The sequence below is a fragment of the Amycolatopsis circi genome, assembly GCF_003385235.1.
GTDB lineage: Bacteria > Actinomycetota > Actinomycetes > Mycobacteriales > Pseudonocardiaceae > Amycolatopsis > Amycolatopsis circi.
The window spans coordinates 1-19,639 of sequence record NZ_PQIA01000083.1; the positions used below are offsets into that span (position 1 = coordinate 1).

The 19,639-nt window shown below is 70.1% G+C and carries 17 protein-coding genes; 5 read left to right on the forward strand and 12 right to left on the reverse strand.

Translation table 11 applies throughout. The annotated features are described in order from the left end of the window. Positions 1–83 precede the first annotated feature (83 nt). The 4 genes from bioD to D0D37_RS29465 form a co-directional block, all read right to left on the reverse strand. On the reverse strand, positions 84–809 hold the full coding sequence (gene bioD / locus D0D37_RS29450; RefSeq protein WP_116203852.1) for a dethiobiotin synthase: 726 nt from the start codon (positions 807–809) through the stop codon (positions 84–86). A gap of 85 nt (positions 810–894) precedes the next feature. Beyond that, a complete protein-coding gene (locus D0D37_RS29455) occupies positions 895–3,069 on the reverse strand; it encodes a SulP family inorganic anion transporter (protein WP_208720199.1) in 2,175 nt (724 codons plus the stop codon). A gap of 140 nt (positions 3,070–3,209) precedes the next feature. Further along, positions 3,210–4,496, reverse strand: coding sequence for an adenosylmethionine--8-amino-7-oxononanoate transaminase (locus D0D37_RS29460; protein WP_116203854.1), 1,287 nt, complete (start codon positions 4,494–4,496; stop codon positions 3,210–3,212). 45 nt (positions 4,497–4,541) lie between these two features. Beyond that, on the reverse strand, positions 4,542–5,771 hold the full coding sequence (locus D0D37_RS29465) for a cytochrome P450 family protein (RefSeq protein WP_116203855.1): 1,230 nt from the start codon (positions 5,769–5,771) through the stop codon (positions 4,542–4,544). 474 nt (positions 5,772–6,245) lie between these two features. On the opposite strand from D0D37_RS29465, the gene D0D37_RS29475 reads away from it, so the two are divergent. Beyond that, positions 6,246–6,860: a nucleoside/nucleotide kinase family protein gene (locus D0D37_RS29475; RefSeq protein ID WP_116203884.1), complete on the forward strand. Its 615-nt coding sequence runs from the start codon at positions 6,246–6,248 to the stop codon at positions 6,858–6,860. A 7-nt stretch (positions 6,861–6,867) separates the two neighbouring features. Here the strand turns inward: D0D37_RS29475 and D0D37_RS29480 are convergent, their stop codons facing one another. The 5 genes from D0D37_RS29480 to D0D37_RS29500 form a co-directional block, all read right to left on the reverse strand. Then, positions 6,868–8,025 carry a glycosyltransferase family 4 protein gene (locus tag D0D37_RS29480; RefSeq protein ID WP_208720200.1) on the reverse strand — a complete coding sequence of 386 codons (1,158 nt, stop codon included), beginning with the start codon at positions 8,023–8,025 and terminating at the stop codon, positions 6,868–6,870. 204 nt (positions 8,026–8,229) lie between these two features. Beyond that, positions 8,230–8,877 carry an alpha/beta hydrolase gene (locus D0D37_RS29485; protein ID WP_116203857.1) on the reverse strand — a complete coding sequence of 216 codons (648 nt, stop codon included), beginning with the start codon at positions 8,875–8,877 and terminating at the stop codon, positions 8,230–8,232. Between the two features lie 130 nt (positions 8,878–9,007). Next, positions 9,008–10,069: a C40 family peptidase gene (locus D0D37_RS29490; protein ID WP_116203858.1), complete on the reverse strand. Its 1,062-nt coding sequence runs from the start codon at positions 10,067–10,069 to the stop codon at positions 9,008–9,010. A gap of 428 nt (positions 10,070–10,497) precedes the next feature. After that, a complete protein-coding gene (locus tag D0D37_RS29495; protein ID WP_037358162.1) occupies positions 10,498–10,719 on the reverse strand; it encodes a hypothetical protein in 222 nt (73 codons plus the stop codon). Between the two features lie 530 nt (positions 10,720–11,249). Continuing rightward, positions 11,250–12,647, reverse strand: coding sequence for an NYN domain-containing protein (locus tag D0D37_RS29500; RefSeq protein ID WP_116203859.1), 1,398 nt, complete (start codon positions 12,645–12,647; stop codon positions 11,250–11,252). 120 nt (positions 12,648–12,767) lie between these two features. On the opposite strand from D0D37_RS29500, the gene D0D37_RS29505 reads away from it, so the two are divergent. From D0D37_RS29505 to D0D37_RS29520, 4 genes are all read left to right on the forward strand, one after another. Next, positions 12,768–14,486, forward strand: a complete 1,719-nt coding sequence (locus D0D37_RS29505; RefSeq protein ID WP_116203860.1) for a DEDD exonuclease domain-containing protein — start codon at positions 12,768–12,770, stop codon at positions 14,484–14,486. A gap of 165 nt (positions 14,487–14,651) precedes the next feature. Further along, on the forward strand, positions 14,652–14,936 hold the full coding sequence (locus D0D37_RS29510; protein WP_009074830.1) for an Lrp/AsnC family transcriptional regulator: 285 nt from the start codon (positions 14,652–14,654) through the stop codon (positions 14,934–14,936). Between the two features lie 41 nt (positions 14,937–14,977). Further along, a complete protein-coding gene (locus D0D37_RS29515) occupies positions 14,978–15,430 on the forward strand; it encodes a GNAT family N-acetyltransferase (RefSeq protein WP_116203861.1) in 453 nt (150 codons plus the stop codon). A gap of 29 nt (positions 15,431–15,459) precedes the next feature. Continuing rightward, positions 15,460–15,915, forward strand: a complete 456-nt coding sequence (locus tag D0D37_RS29520) for a GNAT family N-acetyltransferase (RefSeq protein ID WP_116203862.1) — start codon at positions 15,460–15,462, stop codon at positions 15,913–15,915. Between the two features lie 76 nt (positions 15,916–15,991). Here the strand turns inward: D0D37_RS29520 and qcrB are convergent, their stop codons facing one another. The 3 genes from qcrB to qcrC are packed head-to-tail and all read right to left on the reverse strand — an operon-like array spanning position 15,992 to position 19,613. Next, entirely contained in the window at positions 15,992–17,650 is a 1,659-nt protein-coding gene (qcrB, locus tag D0D37_RS29525; protein WP_116203863.1) for a cytochrome bc1 complex cytochrome b subunit, read from the reverse strand. Beyond that, the gene (qcrA, locus tag D0D37_RS29530; protein WP_116203864.1) at positions 17,647–18,798 is read right to left on the reverse strand and encodes a cytochrome bc1 complex Rieske iron-sulfur subunit; all 1,152 of its coding nucleotides are present in this window, start codon (positions 18,796–18,798) and stop codon (positions 17,647–17,649) included. Before qcrA ends, qcrB begins: the two co-directional genes overlap by 4 nt. Next, the gene (qcrC, locus tag D0D37_RS29535; protein ID WP_116203865.1) at positions 18,795–19,613 is read right to left on the reverse strand and encodes a cytochrome bc1 complex diheme cytochrome c subunit; all 819 of its coding nucleotides are present in this window, start codon (positions 19,611–19,613) and stop codon (positions 18,795–18,797) included. The genes qcrA and qcrC overlap by 4 nt, the downstream gene beginning before the upstream one ends. Positions 19,614–19,639 lie beyond the last annotated feature (26 nt).

Genomic DNA, 19,639 nt, shown 5'->3' on the forward strand with positions numbered 1-19,639 from the left:
CAACTTACTTGGGGTTGCTGGGGTTTGCGCGGGAGGCGAGGCGAGGTGTCGCGGGAGAGTGAGCATCGGGCTAGGAAGCAGCATCATTTTTGGGTGGAGGCGGCGGCGGTGAAGGCTTCCGGGTCGAATTCGCCGCCGAACCAGGGGGACAGGGCCTGCCGGGCCTGGTCGGCGAAGGTGTCGCGGTCCGCGGTGCCCAGGCCGGCGGGGAGGGCACCCAGCAGAGGGGCACCGGCGGCGACGGGGAGGTCTTGGAGGTTTTCCAGGGCGGCCAGGTCGGGGGCGGCGGGCCAGGAGCCGATGATGACGCCGACTACGTTCAGGCCTCGGCGGGTGGCTACTTCGGCCGTCAGAGCGGTGGTGTTGAGCGTGCCCAGTCCGGCTTGGGCTACCAAAACCACCGGCGCGCCCAGGGACCAGGCGACATCTGCCAGGGTGCTGCCTTGGGAATCGAAGCGGACCAGCAGGCCGCCTGCGCCTTCGACCAGCGTGAGGTCGTGGGCGGTGTCCAGTTCGCTCGCGGCGGCGGCGATTTCGCCGGGGCCGACGGCGGGCAGGCCGGAGCGGCGCGAAGCGGCTTCCGGGGACAGCGGGTCGGGGTAGCGGCGCAGTTCGCGGATCGTCAGGTCCTTGCCCGCCAGCCGCTCCACCTCGGCCAGGTCGCCTGCTTCTCCGGGCAGCACGCCGGTCTGCGCGGGTTTCAGCACCGCCACGCGTCGTCCCTGCGCGAGGGCCAGCGCCGCGATCGCCGCAGTGGCGACCGTTTTGCCGACGTCGGTCCCGGTTCCGGTCATCACGAGCGTCGTCACGAGCCATCAAGATATTGACGTGCTCCCCGATGTCAACACTCGGGGTTCCCTCGCGCGCACCCGGAGGCACGCGCGAGGGCCCGAGTCAGCCGGCCGGAGCGGCCGCGGGAGCCCCGGCGGCCATGAACTCCCCCGTCGCCGGGTCGGAGAGGTACACCTGCGCCTCGCCGACGTCGAAGTACAGCCCGGTCAGCGCCAACTCACCGCGCGCTTCGGCCTCGGCCACCAGCGGGTACTGCCGCAAATGCGTCAGCTGCTGCAGGACGTTGTGCAACGCCAGCCGGTCCGGTTCGCGCTCCGGGCGCTCCCCGTCGAGGGTCACCGCCCCGGCCCGCTTCCGGCTCGGTTCGGCGTGCACCAGCCAGGACGCCAGCGCGGTGTCCGCGGGCGGACCGCTGGCCAGCGCGCCCATCGCACCGCACGAGGAGTGCCCGCACACCACGATTTCCCGCACCTGCAGCACCCCGACCGCGAATTCGATCGCCGCGTTGGTCGACGGATCGGCCTGCCCCGGCGGCACCAGGTTGCCGATGTTGCGGATGGTGAACAGATCGCCCGGACCGGACGTGGTGATCAGGTTCGGCACGATCCGCGAATCACCGCAAGTGATGAACAGCGTGTGCGGCTGCTGAGCGTGCGCGAGCCCGCTGAGGACGTCCTTGAGCAGCGGAGCGGCCCGGCGCTGGAATTCCGTCGCACCCCGGTGCGTGCGCTGCCCAGGCACCCGCACGTCCACGGCCTGCCAGGCTGACCACGGAGCCAGCCACCTCGGCATCGCACCGGCCGCCGCGGTGCGCCGGAGCGTCGGACGGCCCTCCTTGCCCTTGGCGAACCACGGATGCCCGATCTCGTCGACGACTACCGTGCCGCCGGTCCGTTCGTGCGCCTGCTGCCAGGCCGAAAGGCTTTCGAACGCCGCGTGGTCGAGGTAATCGGCGACGAGTTCCAGCGTCACCTTCGACCCCGCCGGGATCGTGCCGAGCACCTTCGTCAGCCGTGGCACCGACAGGAACGTCAGCACGCCTTCGACAATCACGCGCCATTCGCCGCTGTGCTGCTCGGCATGCACGCCCGACCACACGGTGCGGCGCAGCATCAGCAGCACGGCCAGCACAATCCCGGCGAGCACGCCGGTCAGCAGGTCGAACACGACCACCCCGGCGACGGTCACCAGGTAAAGCGGCAGATCGCCGTGTCGCAGCACCTGCCGCAGATGTCCGGGATTGACCAGCTTCGCGCCGACGTGCACCAGCAGCCCGGCGAGCGCGGCCAGCGGAATCGACTTCAGCACTCCGGCGAGCGCGACCACGAACACCAGCACCCACACGCCGTGCAGGATCGCCGACGCCCGCGTGCGCGCCCCGGCCGCGACGTTCGTGGAACTGCGCACGATCACGCCGGTGACCGGCAGCCCGCCGAGGGCACCGGACACCATGTTCGCCGCGCCCTGACCGACCAGCTCGCGGTTCAGGTCGGCGCGCGGGCCGTTCTGCAGTTTGTCGACGGCGACCGCGGACAGCAGGCTCTCGACGCTGGCGATCAGCGCGATCGTGACCACTGCGACCGCGACCTGGCCCCACCCGCCGTCCGGCAGTTGCGGCGTGAAGCGGATCTGCAGCAGATCACCGGACAGTTCGACGCGCGGCAGCGTCATCCCGGCGGCCAAGGACACGAGCGTCGCGACCGCGATCGCCGCCAGCGGTCCGGGGATTTTCTTTACCGCAGCAGGGAGTTTGGGCCAAAGCAGCAGGATGGCGAGGGTCAGGACGCCGATCAGCGCGGCGGCGTCGTGGTGGGCGGCGATCTGCGCGGGCAGCTGGGCGATGTTCTCCAGCGCCGAACTCCGCGCCTTTCCGCCGAACAGCACGTGCAGCTGGCCGAGCACGATCGTGATGCCGATCCCGGCGAGCATCCCGTGCACGATCGCCGGCGAGATGGCCAGCGCCGCCCGCGCGACGCGGCTCAGGCCGAACAGGATCTGCAGCGCCCCGGCGAGGACGGTGATCAGGCAGGTGACCGCCCAGCCGAAGGTCGAAATCGTCTCGGCCATCAGCACGGTCAGCCCGGCCGCGGGCCCGCTGACCTGGAGCGGAGAGCCGCCGAGGGCACCGGCGACCACGCCGCCGACGACGGCGGCGATCAGCCCGGCGACGATCGGGGCGCCGGACGCGAGCGCGATCCCGAGCGAAAGCGGGACCGCGACGAGGAAGACCACGAGCGAGGCGGGCACGTCGTGGCGAAGCACGGCAAGTCGTCTCATGATCACCAGGAAACCGGGACCCTTGTGAAATGTCCGCTATGTCCCACCCTATGGAGTGGATCTTTATCGAATAACCCACGATCGGGTTGCGCGACTCCGCCCCGTCCACTACACGCAGCCACGCCTAACCCGAAGTAACCTCAGGCTTTCGCCGCGGCGGCGAGCATCGCCGACGTGATCACCGCCAGGTCGGCATCGGTGCTGATGTACGGCGGCATCGCGTAGATCAGGTCCCGGAACGGCCGCAGCCACGCACCTTCGGCTGTCACCACTTCGGTCGCGACGCCCATGTCCACTTCATGATCGAGCTGCAGCACGCCGATCGCGCCCAGCACCCGCACATCCACGACGTGCGGCAGTTCCCGAGCCGGTTCGAGTCCTTGGCGCAGCGCGGTTTCGATCCGGGCGACGTCGTTCTGCCATTGGCCTTCAGCCAGCAAGCCGAGCGAAGCATTGGCGACCGCCGAAGCCAGCGGATTCCCCATGAACGTCGGGCCGTGCGCGAGCACCGGCAGTTCGCCACGCGTGATGCCGTCAGCGATTTCGGGCGTGCACAACGCGGCGGCCATCGTGAGATAGCCGCCAGTGAGTGCCTTGCCGACACACAACACGTCGGGCATCACGCCAGCGTGCTCGGCGGCGAAAAGCCTTCCGGTACGGCCGAATCCGGTCGCGATCTCGTCAAAAACCAGCAGCACGCCGTGCTCGCGGGTCAGCTCACGCAGCGCGCGCAGATAGCCAGGATGGTGAAACCGCATGCCGCCCGCGCCTTGCACCACCGGTTCCACAATCACCGCGGCCAGTTCGTCCGCGTGCTGCTCGATCGCTTTCGCCAGTTCGTCCACATAGGACTGATCGACCTCGGAGTCGAAACCGGACGGCGGCGCCGGCACGAAAACCTGTTCCGGCAGCACTCCGCGCCACAGCGAATGCATGCCGCCATCCGGATCGCAGACACTCATCGGCGTGAACGTGTCGCCGTGATAGCCACCGCGCCAGGTCAGCAGCCGGTGTTTGCCAGGCAGCCCACGAGAACGCTGGTACTGCAGGCACATTTTCACCGCGACCTCGACCGAAACGGAGCCCGAATCGCACAGGAAGACGTGCTCGAGCCCGTCCGGGGTCATGTCGACCAGGGTCTTCGCGAGCGTGATCGCCGGTTCGTGCGTGAGCCCGCCGAACATCACGTGGCTCATCCGCCCGGCCTGCTGCGCCAGCGCCGCGTCGAGCACCGGGTTCCGGTAGCCGTGCACCGCCGCCCACCAGGACGACATGCCGTCGACCAATTCCCGTCCGTCGGCGAGCTTCAGCCGCACCCCGCTCGCCTCTTCGACGAGCAGTGGCGGCACGCGGCCCGGCATCGGCGCGTAGGGATGCCAGACGTGCGCGGCGTCGAGGGCGAGGAGATCGGCAGCACTGGGTTCCACCCGCCGACCCTAACCGGGCGGCGGGCGGCTCCGCAGTGACAGCCGCTACGCCCCGTTCAGCCGCACCGGCAGCGCCAGCACGCCGTGCACCAGCGAACTCGGCCGGTAGACGATCCTTTCGACCGGCACGGCCAGGCTCAGCTCCGGGAACCGCTTCAGCAGCGAGCCCAGCGCGATCTGCGCCTCCAGCCGGGCCAGCGGCGCGCCGACGCAGTAGTGGATGCCGTGCCCGAACGCGAGGTGCCCGCCGGGCGGGCGCGTGACGTCGAGAGTGTCCGGGTCGGGGAACTTCTCCGGGTCGCGGTTGGCCGACAACAGCGAAATCTGCAGGAACTCGTCGGCCGGCACTGTGACGCCGCCCGCCTCGATCTCCTCGACCGTGTAGCGCAGCGTCGCGAAGTTGATCGGCCCGTCGAACCGGAGGAATTCCTCGACCGCACCCGGCATCAGGCTCGGGTCGGCGCGCAGTTTCTCCGCCTGTTCGGGCGCGCGCAGCAACGCGAACGTGGCGTTGGCGATCAGGTTGACCGTGGTCTCGTGCCCGGCGACCAGCAGCAGGAACGCCATCGAGATCAGTTCGTCCGCGTCGAGCGAATCGCCTTCGTCGCTGGCGTGCACGAGGTCTGACAACAGGTCCTCGGCCGGTTCGGCGCGTTTGCTCTCGACCAGCTGCTGCAGGTAGTCCTGCATCTCGCGCGCCGCCACGGCTTGGGACTCCGGGTCCTCGGAGAACGACAGCAGCGTGTGCGACCAGGCAGTGAACTCGCCGCGGTCCTCGACCCGCACGCCGAGCAGCTCGCAGATCACGGTGATCGGCAACGGCTCGGCGAACGCCTGCACCAGGTCGATCTGCTCGTGCCCGGCCATCTCGTCGAGCAGCGAATCGGCGATCTCCTGGATCCGCGGCCGCAGCCGGGCGACGGTGCGGGCGGTGAACGCCTTGTTCACCAGCTTGCGCAGCCGGGTGTGGGCAGGCGGATCGCTGTTGAGCATGTGCCGGGTGAGCAGGGTGCCGAAGTCCGGCCCCTGGACGTCCTGGCCGACCTTCGCCGCGTACACCCGCTGCACGTCGGCGCTGTCCTTGCTGACCCGAGGATCGTTGAGCAGCTCGCGCGCCTGCTCGTATCCGCTGACCAGGTAGGACGGGATGCCGCGCCGGGCGGTCACCGGGCACACCGCACTGGATTCGCGCCGCCGCGCCAGCCATTCGTGCGGGTTCTGCCAGAATTCCTCGCCCGCGAAAGGGAGTTCCTCGGCTTGTTCGTCGACGCTCACTGCTGGGACCCCCTGGGCAGTTCGGTCCGCGTTCGGCCAATGCCGCCTCGACGCGCTCGACCGCTTGTTTCCAATATGCCCGCTGCCCGGCCTTCTCCGCCACGTCCGCGAGCCGCTCCTGGCGGATCTTCAGCGTGCTGCGCTTGCCGAGGTCCGCGACCTCGATCTCCAGCAAAGAATCGTGGTCCCAGTAGGCGAGCCGCAACCGGTCCTCGGAGCAGCTGCGGATTTCCCCGGTCGTGCCGTGTCCGGTCTCGTATCCGGCCCCGCGTTCGCGCGGCAGCTCGACGCCCGGGCCGAGCCAGATCTCCGTCCCGTCCCACGCCAGGAACTCCCCTACCCGGCTGCCCGGGTACGGCATCATGCGGGAAACGGCTGTCTCCCAACCACTCCGCCCGCTCTTGCCCTCCTCGTCGGCCCTGCCGCCAGCATGGCATCGGGGACCGACGGAAACCGGTGCGGGATCATGCGATCGTGCGCTACCGCCCCATTTCCCCCGACGCCCTGGCCGCCGAGCTGACCGAGCGCGTCAACGCGCTTGCCCACCGCCGACGAATCGCGGTCGCGATCGACGGAGCGGCCGGAACGGGCCCGCTCGCCGAGGCGCTGACCGACCCGCTGAAGCTGCTCGGCCGGGCCGCGCTGCACGTGCCCGCCGCCGGTTTTTTGCGACCGGCGTCGCTCCGTTTCGAGCACGGGAAACAAGATCCGGACGCCCGGTACACCGATTGGCTCGACGTGGGCGGTCTGCGCCGGGAAGTCCTGGACCCGCTCGCCGACGACGGCAGCGGCGAAGTGCTGCCCGCGCTGTGGGACGCCGAACGCGACCGCGCGACCCGGCTGCCGCGCGTCCCCGTCCCGGACCGCGGCGTCGTCCTGGTCGACGGGGAATTCTTGCTGGGCGCGGGATTGGCGTTCGATTTCGTGGTGCATTTGTGGCTTTCGCCGGGTGCCCTGCGCCGCCGGGTCGCCGACGAATGGGCACTGCCCGCTTACGAACGCTACGAGAACGAAGTCGACCCGAGCGCCCTCGCGGACGTCGTGGTCCGCGTGGACGACCCGCGCCACCCCGCGATCTACGAACCCTGATCCGGGGTCAGCGCACCGCCGCCACCGGATCGCCGTCCAGGAGCGTCGACAGCCGCCGCGCCATCGTGTCCCAGCGCCAGTTCTCCGCGACCCACGAACGGCCCGCCTCGCCCATCCTGCGGGCCCGGACCGGGTCCGACAGCAGGGCCGCCAGAGTCTCCGCGAGCTGTCCCGGGTCACGGCCGTCGACGACGTGGCCGGTCACCTCGTCCAGCACCGCCTCCGGTGCGCCGCCGGACGTGCCCGCGACCACCGGCAGCCCGGTCGCGGACGCCTCCAGGTAGACGATGCCGAGCCCTTCCACGTCAAGCCCCTTGCCGCGCGTACGGGCAGGCATCGCGAAGACGTCGCCCGCGTTGTAGTGCGCGGGCAGTTCCTCCCACGGCACCGAGCCGGTGAAGACCACGTCGTCGGCGACATCGAGCACCTCGGCCAGCTGGGTAAGGCGCTTGCGGTACGGACCGCCGCCGACGAGCAGCAACGCCGCGCCGGGCACGCGCTCGCGGATCGCGGGCAGCGCGGAAATCAGCATGTCCTGCCCCTTGCGGGGAACCAGCCGCGAAACGCACACGACAGTCGGCCGATCGCCGAGCCCATGCCGGGCACGGATTTCCTCCCGGCCAGCCGGATCCGGCGCGAAAACCGTGGTGTCGACACCACTCGGCAGCATTTCGAGCCCGGCATGCCGACCGAACGCCGCGGCGAACCGGTTGCGGGTGTACTTGCTGACGTACGTGACCACGTCGACGGTCTCGCCGATCCGCCGCAACGCCTGCCGCGAACCCGGCAGCATCGACCAGCCGACTTCGTGCCCGTGCGTGGAGGCGACGATCCGACGCGCGCCAGCTTGCCGCAGCGGATGGCCCAGCAGCGCGAGCGGGGCGGCCGCGCCGAACCACACGGCTTCACAGTCGCGAGCGCGCATGATCTGCTTCGCGCGCCGCAGGACGTCGGGGGTGGGCAGCATCAGCGACGTCGGATGCCGGACGACTTCGAACGGAGCGGCCGCGTCGAACTCGACGTGCGAACCGCTGCTGCGCTCCCAGGAGGGCGCGTAGACGACGAGGTCGTCCGCGGGCAGCCGGGTGGCCAGCGAATTGAGGTAGTTCTGGATGCCCCCGGGGCGCGGCGGGAAGTCGTTCGTCACGAGCAGGGTCCTCAGCACCCCCGCAGGCTACCGACGAGCAGCCGGGCGGGACCGGCCCGGTGAAGCGAGAACGTCCTGCCGGGTGTTTGCCGACCTGCGAAACCGACGGAGGCTCGGTCCTCGGGACGATGGAGTGCGCTGCGGAGCGCGGTTGCGCTCGCTCGTGGCAACCTCCGCAGGATCTTGATCAGGCCTGCTGCCGCGCAGGTGCCCCTGGCCTTTTCATCGTCCGAACGCCCACGCCACCATCAGCGGGAACTCTTCGCGCCAGAACGCGCCGCCGTGCGATCCGGCTCGCTCGGTCAAGACGACGTCCGCCCCGGCGTCGCGCAGCGCGTCCGCCCACCGGGTCGCGTTCTCGAGGAAGAACGGTTCCTGTGTCCCGGCGACGAGGTACGTGCGCGGAAGCGTCGGCAGGTCAGCAGGCGGTCGATAACCGCCTCCCGGCGAGGCGCACAAGACCGTGCCGTAGCCGTCCGGATGCCGAAGTCCCATGGCCAGCGCCAATTCTCCACCGGCCGAGACACCGCACACCGCGGTGCGCTCGGCGGGCAGCGCCACTCCGAACCTCGATCGCGCCCAGTGGCGGACGTCCTCGCGGAAAAACCTCTCGTGCGCCGAGAACCGCTCCGGATTGAAACCCGGCGAGTACTCGTGGAGCCGCAGGGTCTCGTCGGCCAGGCGATGCGCACCGACGATCATCGTGGGCGGCACGTCGGCGGCTTCGAGGTCACGGCCCCACTGCGAGATCAGCTCGCCGTCACCGGCGAACACGACCGCCTCGGGCCGATCTGCCGGGACGTAGACCGTGACCTCGCGACCGCCGTCGTATTCGAAGGTCTCGGTGACCAGTTCGCCCGCGAGCGACATCGTCGATCCCTCCGGTCAGCAGCGCCGTCGGCCAAGAGCGAAGCTAGCGGATTTCTTCGAAGACCCCGCAAACGACACCGGGGCGGCACCGCGTCATGCGGTGCCGCCCCGGCGAGGCGAGAACGTCCGGTCAGGCGACCCGGCGCGCGCCCACGTACTGGCTCTGCAGCGGCGAGATCTTGACGACGTCGCCGGTGGTCGGCGCGTGCACCATCATCCCGTTGCCGATGTACATGCCCACGTGCGACACCGGCGTGTAGTAGAACACCAGGTCGCCGGGCTGGAGCTGGCTGCGCGGGACCGGCGTGCCGGTCTGGCTCTGCGCCTGGCTCGAACGCGGCAGCGTGACGCCCGCCTGCTTGTAGGCCCACAGCATCAGGCCCGAGCAGTCGTACGAACTCGGCCCGGTGGCGCCCCACTCGTAGGGCTTGCCCCGCTGGCTGAGCGCGGCCTGGACGGCGGCCGCCGCGGCCGGGCCGGCGTTCGCGAGGTCCACCGAGATGTCGCCGCCGGTGTCCTTCTGCGCGTTCCGGTCCGCCTGGCTCAGCGCCGACGTGGTCTTCTTCAGCTCGGCGACCTGGTCGTCGAGCGTCTTCTTCTTGGCCGTGATGTCTTCGGTCAGCTTCGCGGCCGCGTCGCGCGCCGCGGTGGCCCGCTGCGCGGCGTCGGCTGCCAGCTTCTCGGCGGCCTTGGCCTGGTCGACCGCGCCCTGGAGCTTCTCGAGCGCGACGGCCTTCTGCGACGCGATCTGGTCCAGCGCCGCCGAACGGTCGAGGAACTCCTGCGTCGATGTGCCCGCCAAGAGCGCGGACAGCTTGTTCATCTGCACGCCGGACAGGAACGACGCGTTCGCGAACTTGTCGACGTCGACCTTGTACTTCTTCTCGTTCTCGGCGGCCTGCGCGGAGAGGTTGTGGGCGTTGCCCACGTCCCCGTTGGCCTTGTCGAGGTCGCCCTGTCGCGCGGACAGGTCGTCTTTGGCTTTGAGGAGGTCCTCGTTCGCCTTCTCCGCCTGCGCCGCGAGGTCGCGGTACTTGGCGAGAGCGTCCGAACCGGAGTCCGGCGGGGCCTGGAGGACGGGGAGGGGGGAAGCGGCGGCGGTGCCCGCTGGCTGCGCCGCGGTGACGATTGCGATCACCGAGGCGGCCGCGAGGGCGCCTGACACCACGCGCTTGACTGGATGCGACTGCACGGTCGCGCGGGTCTCCTTTGCTCGTCGGGCCGCCGTGGCCGGAACCCCGGCGCGGAAGAGGTCGGGGGCCCTCTTCGCGCACGCTTTCCGTTCGCGTTCCGGCCGTCGTGTTCCACAACAGCTTTTCCGCGCACGGTGGTTGGTTCCGATCCTGACTCCCCGACAAAGCCGAACCGGCGGCGATCCCGCGTCGCCGTCGTCCGACAGCTGCCTGGCGCGAGATCTCGGCCAGGTTACGAAAAGACCGTCGGCGCGTCCACCGGGCCCCCCGTAAAAACTCTCCGTAGTCCGGCGAAACACCATCGGACCAGCAAGGCAGTGGAATGTGACTTAGGCCACACTTCACGGCAGCGTAAACGGCCCTCTCCGTTACTTACCGTTCACCGCACCGAGGCGACCGCTCGGCGAGCCAGTGTCACCCACTGGTGTCACGCCGACCTACTGTCGGTCTCCGGAACCAGGCGCAGCCGCGGCACCATCCCCGCCTCGGCGAGCGCGTCGACAGCTCGCCGTTCGTCCGCGTCCCAGACGAGGCCGACCGGCGGCCCGAGCAGCACGCTGACCACGCAATCGGCACACGCCGCCCCGCGTACCGCACACCGGTCGCAATCGACGACGAACGTGTCGATGTCCTCGACCGCGACGTCCACCGCACCGGCCGGACGGCGCTCTTCCCGGCGGGAGGTTCGCTTCGCGCTTCGCGACGTCGGAGCGTGCCGCCGCGCCGATCGCCGTCGGCTGGCAGCTTCCGCACGCTCGCCTTCACCTAACGAAGCTGCACCCTCAGCGCTCGCACCGGAACCAGCCGAAACGCCGCTTTCCCGGCGCGCCTCCAGATCCCGGTCCCGCGTGGCCGGACTCACCGACGTGGCAAGACTCACCGACGAATCCACCCCGTGCGGGTGGCCGCCGCGGTCCGGCGGGCGAGACCGCTGAGCCGCCCCGCCGTCGACCCCGTCGAGCTGATCCCCCGGACCCGCGGCCCAGCGAGCTTCCCCGCTGCCGTCAGCCGGGTTCGCCGCGCGCAGGCCGAAACCGGCTCCGAATCGCTCCTGCTTGTTCTCGCCCATCGCTGAGCCTCCGTTCGCTCAGAGGCCCCGGACCGGTTCCGGGAATCGCCTCGGGAACAAACGGTAGGAAGCACCACCGACAATTTTCGGGGCCCGGACGTCGGGCAGGGTCAGACCCGACCCAATCGGCTGACGAGCACCGCCGACGGAGCGGGGTGCGCACCGGCCGCGCGGACCGAATCCGCGACCGCCCGGTCGGACGTCGCGACGACCATCGGACGGCCCTTCGGCTCGGCCGCGACCAGGGACCGGATCACGTCGTCGGCGAGCACGCCGCGCTCGGAGAACAGCACTCGCACCCCACGCGGCACCGCGGCGGGCACCGACAGCACGCCGGCCCCGTCGAACACCACCGTGACCTCCGCCGAGGTGCGCGCCGCCAGCGCCGAAAGCTGATGCACCAGCCGGTCTCGCTGATCGGCCAGCGCCAGCTCCGGATAACCCGTTTTGGTGACGTTGTAGCCGTCCACGATGAGATGGACGTTCGGCAACGCCAGATGCCGGTCGAGCGCCGTGACGTCCTGGATCCGCCCGCCCGGCCCGAGCCCGGACCGCGCGCCGCTCACCATGTCCGCCGGCCGGGCGCCACGGTCGCCCAAAGCGAGTTCCCGACGCAAGCCGTGCACCGCGCCGTCGATCGTGTCCACCAGCAACGCCAGCCGGACCTCGTCGGCCTCGCGAGCCTCGCGCGCCGACTGCCGGGCAATCTCCGCGTCCGCGACCGCCCGTTCCGCACGAGCCCGTTCGGAAGCGACCCGGCGGCGTTCCCGGTCGAGCTGCACGTTCAACGTCTCGATCTCGCGTTCCCGCGTCGCGCCCCCGTCGGCCAGCTCGATCCGCGCCGCCTCGGCCGCGTCCTTGGCCTGCCGCAGCAGCACACCCTGCTCACGCAGCCGGCGCAACAGCTTCTCGACCTCGGCCTCGCGTTCGCCGCGCACGCTCTCGACCGCCCCGCGAACCTCTTCCAGCTCGGTGCGCACTTCGGCGAGTTCCGCTTCCAGCCGTTGATTCCGGGCCAGCGCCGCGTCCCGTTCAGCGCGCAACGCGGTTTCCTCGGCGTTCTTCGCGACCAGCCGCACACGGCCGGTCGCACCGGATTCACCTAGCAGCACCGCGGCGGCAGCGGCAGCGACGGAGTCCGAAACGTTCGGGTCCAGCGCGTCGGTCCGGTGCTCCCGCAGCCATTCCAGGACCGCGGTCCGGAACTGCGCCGAATCTCCCAAGGCGGTCAGCAGCGCGGTGCCGCCGAGCTTCGCGCGCTTGGCCGGGGCGAACTTCGCGACCGGCCGCAGTTGCCGTGGCACGTCCGCGACCGGGAGTTTCGCGACCGCGGCCGCGGCCAGTTCGGCGATGCGCTCGCGCACCGCCTCCGGCAGGCTCGTCCACGACGACGGTTCCGGACACGTCCCCGCTTCGACGGCCTCGGCGTCCTCCTCCGCCCGCGCCGGAACCGCCGAGGGGCCGACGGCCTCCGCGGCTTCTTCCGGCTCGACGGGCTGAGGGTGCATTGGTCCAGGGTAGGCCCCGCCGCCGGATCCCGCGCCGCACCGGCCCGTTCCGCTGGTCACCATCGCGCCACGGGCTGCGCGCGCGAAGATTGTCGGTGGTCGGTCCTACTGTGCGCGATCATGGAGACCCGACCGAGCCCGGACCAGGCTCAGCTGGCGTTCGACGAACTCGGCACCCCGCTGCGGGACACCACGTTCGTCGTGTTCGACCTCGAGACCACCGGCACCAAGCCCGGCCCGGACGGGATCACCGAGATCGGCGCGGTCAAGGTCCGCGCCGGACAGGTGCTGGGCGAGTTCGCGACGCTGGTCAACCCGGGCACGCCGATCCCGCCGCAGATCGTCGAGCTGACCGGGATCACGCAGGCGATGGTCTACGACGCGCCGCGGATCGAACGCGTGCTGCCCGCGTTCCTGGAGTTCATCGCGGGCGCCGTGCTGGTCGCGCACAACTCCGGCTTCGACACCAGCTTCATGAAGGCGGCCTGCGACGGGCACGGCTACGTCTGGCCGCGCGCCACCGTCGTCTGCACGGTGAAGCTCGCACGCCGCGTGATCCCGCGCGAAGAAGCGCGAAGCTACCGGTTGTCGTCGCTGTCGATGCTGCTCGGCGCGCGCACCCGCCCGACGCACCGCGCGCTCGACGACGCCCGCGCCACCACCGACGTCCTGCACGCGCTGCTGGAGCGCGTCGGCAACCTCGGCGTGCACACCGTCGAGGAGTTGATCGACTATCTCCCGCACGTCACTCCAGCCCAGCGCCGCAAGCGAAACCTCGCCGCCGACCTCCCGTCTCGGCCTGGCGTGTATCTCTTCAAGGGACCGCGCGACGAAGTGCTGTACGTCGGCACCGCGCGCGACCTCAGACGGCGCGTGCGGACTTATTTCACCGGTTCCGAGAGCCGGGGCCGGATCAGGGAAATGGTCGCGCTGGCGGAGCGGGTGGACGCCATCGAGTGTTCGCATTCCCTCGAAGCCGAGATCCGCGAACTGCGGCTGATCGCCGCGCACCGGCCCGCGTACAACCGGCGGTCGAAAAACCCGCACCACGGCTGGTGGATCAGCCTCACCGACGAGGCTTTCCCCCGGCTTTCCGTAGTGCGCCTTCCGCGCGCGGGCACGCTCGGGCCGTTCCGCAGCCAAGCCGACGCGCGCACCGCCGCCGATACCCTCGCCGACGCCTCCGGCCTGCGCACCTGCACGCAACGCATCTCGGCCACCGCCGCGTCCGGCACGCCGTGTGTGCTGGCGGAACTCGGCCGCTGCGGAGCGCCGTGCGCGGGCAGGCAGACGGTCGCCGACTACTCCCCCGCCGTCGACGCCGCCCGCGGACTCATCGCGGGCCACGACGGCCGTCCGCTCCATTTGGCCGCGGCAAGGCTGGAGGAGATGGCGGAACGAAGGCACTACGAACAAGCCGCCCGCCACCGCGACGAACTGGCCGGGCTGGTCCGCGCCGTCGGCCGCGCGCACCGGCAGGCCGCGCTCGCGTCGGTCGCGGAACTGATCGCCGCCGCCCCGGACGGCAACGGCGGCTGGGAACTGTCCGTGATCCGGTACGGCCGCCTGGCGTCCGCCGGGGTCGCGCGCCGTGGGGTCCCGCCGATGCCGGTCGTCGAATCCCTGGTGGCCGCAGGAGAAACCGTGCTCCCCGGAGATGGTCCGCTGCGGGGAGCACCCGGCGAGGAGGTCGGGATTCTGCTGCGCTGGCTCGCCCGGCCCGGCACCCGGCTCGTCCGCACCACGCGGCCGTGGGCCGAACCCGCCGCTGTTGCGGGGTGGCAGGCCTGGCTCGCACGGGTCGCCGACGCCCGGTCTCTGGAACACGTCGCAGGCTGAGCCACCCCGCCGCCCTGTCCGCATAACCCAGCCGCCGTCGACGCGAGCTGACTGCCCGGCCCGTGCAACACATCCCAGGCTGACCGCCCCGCTGCGGCGTGCGCGGACGCGTTCCCGGCTACGATCGCGCTCGAGGAGTTACCGCCAGCAAGTGGGAGGAACGCTGTGATCACGGCGATCGTGCTGATCAACGTAGAGGCCGAGGAGATCCCGCAGGCCGCGCAGGCGATCGCGGACCTCGACCAGGTGTCCGAGGTCTACTCGTGCGCCGGGGACGTCGACCTCATCGCCACCGTGCGCGTGCAGGCCCACGAAGACCTCGCCGACCTGATCCCGGGCCGCATCGGCAAGGTCCGCGGCGTGCTCGACACCGTCACCCACATCGCGTTCCGGTCCTACTCGCGCGCCGACACCGACTCCGCGTTCGAGATCGGCGTCGAAGGCGCCTGACCCGCCGGAAACTGTCGTACCCCCGGGCTAACGTCCGGGGCATGACGACACTGCGGTTAGCCGAGGTCACCAGCGACAACGTGGGCGCGGCCTGCCATCTGTCGGTGGCGCCCCACCAGGAGAACTACGTGGCTCCGGTCGTCCGCTCGCTGGCCGAGGCCTACACCCAGCCCGGCGTCGCCTGGCCGAGGCTGGTCTACGCCGGGGACGACCTCGTCGGCTTCGTCATGGCCGCGTTCGACCCGGACTGTCCGATCGACTACTTCCGTTGCGGCGTCTGGCGGTTGAACATCGCCGCCGAGCACCAAAAGAAGGGCTACGGCAAGTTCGCGGTCGAGGCGGTTCTGGCCGAAGCACGCCGCCGCGGAGCCGAATCGGCGACGGTGCTCTGGGTACCGGGCGAGCACAGCCCGGAACCGTTCTATCTGCGGCTGGGTTTCCGGCCGACCGGCCAGGTCCACGAGGGCGAGGTCGTCGCCCGCATCCAGCTCTGAAGGCCCCGGGCCGCGCTACCGTACTTCGCATGACGACCCTGCGTCTGGTCGAAATCACGGTGGACAACGTCGACGATGCCTGCGATCTCAAAGTGGCGAAACGCCAGCGCGACTACGTTTCCTCAGTCCCCCGTTCGCTCGCCGAAGCCTACGTCCAGCCGGACATCGCCTGGCCGAGGCTGGTCTACGCCGGGAAGAAACTCGTCGGCTTCGTCATGGCCGCCTTCGACCCGGACAACCCGGCCGACACCTACCGCCACTATCTCTGGCGGCTGAACATCGCCGCCAAACACCAGCAAAAGGGCTACGGACGGTTCGCCGTCGAAGCGGTCCTGGCCGAAGCACGCCGCCGCGACGCCGAGTCCGTGACGGTCAGCTGGAGACCGGGCAAGCACAGCCCGGAGCCGTTCTATCTGCGAATCGGCTTCCAGCCGACCGGCGAAATCGACGACGACGGCGAGATCGTCGGCCGCATCCGGCTCTAGAAACACGCGAGAAGGCCCCTCCCTCGCGATGAGGAAGGGGCCTTCCGGCTTGATTCGGAACTCAGAACTCAGGGACTCAGTGCCCGGAACCGACCTCGGTCGACTCGTCGGATCCTTCGAGCTTCCCGTGCCCGGTCCCGTGGCCGTTGCCGCGAGCGCGGTCGAGCGCCTTCGTCTCCTCCGCCGGGTCCGGCGTCCAGATCGAACCCGGGACGGCGTGGCCCGCGGTGCCGAGCTTGTTCATCTTCTTCGGCACCGCCGCGCCCTGGTACTCGAGCGGGACGGCGTGGCCGTGGCTGTCCGTGCCGCCCAGCGGCTGGTGGATCTCGATGAACTCGCCGTGCGGCAGCCGCTTGATGATGCCGGTCTCGACGCCGTGCTCCAGCACTTCCCGGTCGGACCGCTGCAGGCCGAGGCAGATCCGGTAGGTGAAGTAGTACGCCAGCGGCGGCACGATCAGCACGCCGATGCGCCCGGCCCACGTCGTCGCGTTCAGCGAGATGTCGAACTGGTCGGCGATGATGTCGTTGAAGCCGGACAGCTCGATCACCATGAAGAACCCGAGCGCCATCATGCCCAGCGCGGTGCGGACCGGTGCGTCGCGCGGACGCTGCAGCAGGTTGTGCGCCGCATTGTCCTTGGACAGCTTGCGTTCCAGGAACGGATAGGTCAGCAGCAGCGCGAACAGGATCGGCATGCCGATCGCGCCGGGGAAGAACACCGCCGGGATCGTGTAGTTCCCGAGGTAGACCTCCCACGCCGGCCAGATTCGGAGCATGCCGTCTGCCCAGGCCATATAGAAGTCGGGCTGGGATCCCGCGGACACCATCGACGGGTTGTACGGACCGAAGTTCCACACCGGGTTGATCTGGAACAGGCCGGACATCAGCGCCAGCACGCCCACCACGAGGGTGAAGAACGCGCCGCCCTTGAGGGCGAAGTACGGCATGATCCGCACGCCGACGACGTTGGTCTCCTTGCGCCGCACGCCCGGGAACTGGGTGTGCTTCTGGTACCAGACCAACGCCAGGTGCGCGCCGATCAGCGCCAGCATGATGCCCGGGATCAGCAGGATGTGCAGCGTGTAGAGCCGCGGGATGATCTGGTCGCCCGGGAACTCCCCGCCGAACAGCGCCCAGTGGATCCAGGTGCCGATCACCGGCACCGACAGCACGATGCCGGACAGGGTCGCGCGGATACCGGTGCCGGACAGCAGGTCGTCCGGGAGCGAGTAGCCGAAGAAGCCCTCGAACATGCCCAGGATCAGCAACAGGCCGCCGATGACCCAGTTCGCTTCACGGGGCTTGCGGAACGCGCCGGTGAAAAAGATCCGGAGCATGTGCACCATCATCGACGCGACGAAGATCAGCGCCGCCCAGTGGTGCAGCTGCCGTACGAACAGGCCGCCGCGCACGTCGAACGAGAGGTCCAGCGTGGTGCGGAACGCCTGGGACATTTGCATGCCCTGCATGTTCGTGAAGCTGCCGTGGTAGGTGACCTCCTGCATGGAGGGGTCGAAGAACAGCGTCAGGTACACCCCGGACAGCAGGATGACGATGAAGCTGTACAGGGCGATCTCGCCCAGCAGGAAGGACCAGTGGGTCGGGAACACCTTGTTCATCTGGTGCCGCAGGCCCTTGGCCAGCTTGTAGCGCTGGTCCGCGTTGTCCGCGGCCTCGCCAAGGTGCTTCTGGAGTGCGCTCGTGCCCTTGGTCGGCGTGGTGAGTGAACTCATGACTTACGCTCCCAGAAGGCCGGTCCGATGGCCTCGTTGAAGTCGCCCTTCGCGATCAAGTATCCCTCTTCGTCAACCGTGATCGGAAGCTGAGCCAGCGGACGGGTCGCCGGGCCGAAGATCGGCTTCGCGTAGTGCAGGGCGTCGAACTGCGACTGGTGGCACGGGCAGAGGATGCGGTTCGTGCGCTGCTCGTACAGGGAGGTCGGGCAGCCGACGTGGCTGCAGATCTTCGTGTACGCGTAGTAGTCGCCGAAGTTGTAGTCCTCCTGGCCCTTGCGCTTGACGACGCGCGCGGCGTCGGTCGGGCGCAGCCGGATGAGCATGACCGGGTTGTCGACCCGCATCAGCGCCGCGGCCAGCTTCTTCTCGTCGCCCTTCTCCGACTCGCGGTAGGGGAAGACCGTCTCCATCGCGCCCGCGTCGAGGTCCTCGGCCTTGACCAGCGCGACGCCTTCCTTGACGTCCGCCTCGAGGTTGCCGGTGTTGCGGCGCAGGTAGACCTTCTCGCCCTTGAAGTTCGGCAGCCATCCGGTGTGCCAGAGGCCGTCCGCGTTGTCGCTGTCCTTCCACGGGTCCTTGATGAAGGACGCGATCGGCAGCGCCGCCACCGCGAGGCCGAGCGCACCCGCGCCCGCGCCGGCGGTGCGCTTGATCAGCGACCGGCGGGCGATGCCGTTGCGGGTCCCGGCGTCGGCCAGGTGGGCCAGGATGGTGGCCCGGTCGACCTCCGCCGAGCGGCCGTCGCTGCGCTGCTGCACCGAGACCTCGTGCGGGACGAACTTCTTGGTGTAGAGGATCACGCCGATGCCGAGCGCCAGCACCGCGAGGCCGAGCGTGACGCCCAGCGCCGGGGTGTAGAGGCTGTAGGTCGCGTGCCCGCTCGGGTCGCTCGGGTCCTTGTACTCCCACCACTTCGGCCAGGCCATCACGACCACGAACGCCAGCCCGGCGAGCGCCGACAGGGCGAACCAGAACGCGACGAAGCGCTGTGCGCGCCGCTCCGCACGGGTGCCCTCGACCGGCCACGGCTCCGGGTACTCGACGATTTCCACGCCGTCCAGCTGACCGCCGAGCTTGAGCAGCTCGTCGCGGTCCATCTCAGCCAGCTCCGCCTCCGAGGGCGGCTTGGGCCCTTCGGCACTCATGCCTTCGATCCAATCCACAGCGTAATGCCGACGAGCGCGGCGATTCCGACGACGAAGGCGATGACGCCTTCGGAGGCGGGGCCGACCCCGCCGAGACCGTTGCCGCCCGGGTCGTTGTTGCCGTCGGACACCGACTTGACGTAGGCGATGATGTCCTTCTTCTCTTCCGCGCTGAGCTGGCGGTCGGAGAACTTCGGCATGTTCTGCGGCCCGGTGAGCATCGCGTCGTAGATCTGCTCTTCGGTGGCCGGGTCGAGCGGCGGCGCGTACTTGCCCGCCGACAGCGCGCCCCCGCGGCCGGTGAAGTTGTGGCACGAGGCGCAGTTGAGGCGGAACAGCTCGCCGCCGCGCGCCGGGTCGTTGCCGCGCAGCGCCTCGCCGCGCTCCTCCGGACGCTGCGCGCCGCCGCCGTGCGCCTGCACGTAGGCGCCGACCGCGTCGATCTCGCTCGGGCTCAGCTTCGGCGGCTTGCGGGCGATCTGCGCCTCCTGGCGCGCCGCGGGCATCCGGCCGGAGGAAGTCTGGAAGTAGACGGCCGCGTCGCCGATGCCGATGAGGCTCGGACCGCGGTCCTTGACGCCCTCGAGGTTCGCGCCGTGGCATTCGATGCAGGTGTTGTTGTAGACCTGCTCGCCCTGGCGCAGCAGCGCCGGGTCGCCCTGCGCCTGCGCGGTCTGCGGTTCCGGGGCGAACACGGCGTACAGGGCGCCGGCCCCCACCAGGGCGACGCCGAGTGCGAGCACGCCCGCGAGGCGCCTGCGCATCTTCGAGCGCGCGCGGAACCGGCGCTCCGAGGATTTGGTGCTGGTGGTCATCTTGCGGCAACCCTTGCTGTCAGTTC